We start from the raw sequence: 2,219 nt of genomic DNA on the forward strand, positions 1-2,219 counted from the left end.
TGTAGCGGTCAAGAAATCCCGGACATTTTTTTAGCCTCTTTTTCTTGTTTTTCATAAACGGCAGGCGGCATGCCATTATTATGGCTATGCGGACGCCTCCAGTTGTAATACCCCACCCATTTCGTGATATCGGTTATTGCTATCTCAACGTTTTCATAACCTTCCGATGGTACCCATTCGCTTTTTAAACTCCGGAAAGTTCTTTCCATCGGACTATTATCCCAGCAATTTCCCCGCCGACTCATGCTCTGTATCAGCCCACTCCGCCAAAGCAACTGACGGAATTTTCGGCTGCTATATTGGCTCCCTTGATCCGAATGAAACATCACTCTTCCCTGGGGACAACGGCTTTCTAGCGCATGACGCAACACCTTGCATACTAACTCCGCATCCGGACTCGACGATAAGGCGTACCCGACGACTCGGCGTGAGCACAAATCGATAACCAGGGCCAGGTAACGCCATCCCTCTTTCGTCCGGATATAACTGATGTCACCACACCAAATTTGATCCGGTTTTTCTGGATTAAACCGGCGGTTCAGGTAATTCGGTGAAGCGCCCGCTTCTTCCAGACAGCGGCGGTAACGATGCGCCCCAGGCTGACAGCTTTCCAGACCACACTCCTGCATCAAACGGCGGGCCAGATAGCGTCCCACTGACTTTCCTTCCGCTTTCAGTAAGGTGCTCAATGTCCGGCTCCCCGCGGCACCACGGCTTTCTTCATGCAACTCCCGGACCCGGCCACCGTAACACCAGACGAGAGACGCTCATGGGGCGTTTTTTCCAGTCATAATAAGCACTTCGTGACACATTCAATATCTGGCACAGAACGTTCACTGGCCAGTCAGAACTCAGCTGTGTGATTAGCGTGTAAACTTGCCGGGGGTCTCGCTCATCAACACAGCCGCCTGCTTTAAAATGGCTTTCTCCATCTCCAGACGCTTAACCTGCGCTTCCAGCTCTTTGATACGACGTTGCTCAACCGTCAAAGCCTGACCTCGGGGAGTCACGCCCTGAAGCTCGCCCTGATACTGCTTAACCCATTTGCGCAGTGTGCTGGGGTCAATATCCAGACTACGCGCCACATCTATCGCCTTTTGATGATATTTGACCACTTGCTCTACGGCTTCCAGTTTGAACGCCGATGAGTAATGATGCCGGATGGTTGATGGTTTTTTCATCTTTTACACCTTTCTTGACTGTGATTAGATTAACAGGCTTCTAAGGTGTCCGGAATGACTATGCCACTACAACAGGCGATATCACCAGTATTTGCTATACATTCCCGGTGGATAATGAGCTGCTATTACTCACCCGTCATTACCTGCCCGAAGCCCAGCTACAGAACCCGGCTAACAAGAACCGGGCAATTTATCGTCAATGGGCGCAAATGGGCTGGATACGCACGACACCGGGCGATTGTATTGATTACGACCGCATTCGGGATGACATTCTCAAAGACAGTCAGCACTTTGATATCAAGTTGGTCGGTTTCGACACATGGAACGCCACACACTTACGCACTCAATTACAGGGCGCAGGCTTGGATGTTGAGCCGTTCCCGCAAACCTATATGCGCTTTAGTCCGGTGGCAAAATCCGCTGAGGTCTTCGTAAATCGCAAAGTCATTCGTCACAACGGCGATCCGGTGCTTGCGTGGGCGCTGGGTAACGTGGTGATGGAAACCGATGCCACCGCCAATATCAAACCGAACAAAAAGAAATCCGCCAACAAGATAGATCCTGCTATTGCGTTTCTGATGAGTTTTGGTACATGGCAGGCGGAGCATGAAGATTTTGCGTTTAGTCTCAGTGAGGTACAGCAACAGCGCCTTAACACGTTTAATGGGATATAACGAAAAAGTTAAGCGGTTTTACTGATTCGCTTATTGAACCAGATAAACCAATCAGTTAAAGTAGCTCCGCCATTGGCAAAATCCGATGGTCAGGGATTAGCAACCCTGTTAGAACGATCCACTGGTAGGAAGTTTCTACCAGTGTGCCTGCGCTCGCCCATTCAATGGCGGTTCAGGCGGGGGAGGCTTCGGCCTCGCCGGACGATCGTTCCCGGTATTGCTAACCCTGTCTGAATCGCCACCATCAATTATTAATTAATGGAAGGGGTAGCAGGAATGAATGACGTTAAAATCTATGGTCACTATATGAACGCATCCCGTTTGCAAGACAAAAATCATGTTGACATCGACGGTAGGTTGCAGC

At 50.0% G+C, this 2,219-nt stretch carries 2 pseudogenes; one reads left to right on the forward strand and one right to left on the reverse strand.

Annotated features, from left to right (window positions below):
- Positions 1 to 8 precede the first annotated feature (8 nt).
- Positions 9 to 1,181 (reverse strand): annotated as a pseudogene (locus AB204_RS22060) (IS3 family transposase).
- A gap of 65 nt (positions 1,182 to 1,246) precedes the next feature.
- Between AB204_RS22060 and AB204_RS15680 the strand changes: the two are divergent.
- A pseudogene (locus AB204_RS15680) lies at positions 1,247 to 1,855 on the forward strand (terminase TerL endonuclease subunit); the annotation flags it as partial.
- Between the last annotated feature and the right edge of the window lie 364 nt (positions 1,856 to 2,219).

Origin of the sequence: Xenorhabdus khoisanae (assembly GCF_001037465.1) — a bacterium.
Classification (GTDB): domain Bacteria; phylum Pseudomonadota; class Gammaproteobacteria; order Enterobacterales; family Enterobacteriaceae; genus Xenorhabdus; species Xenorhabdus khoisanae.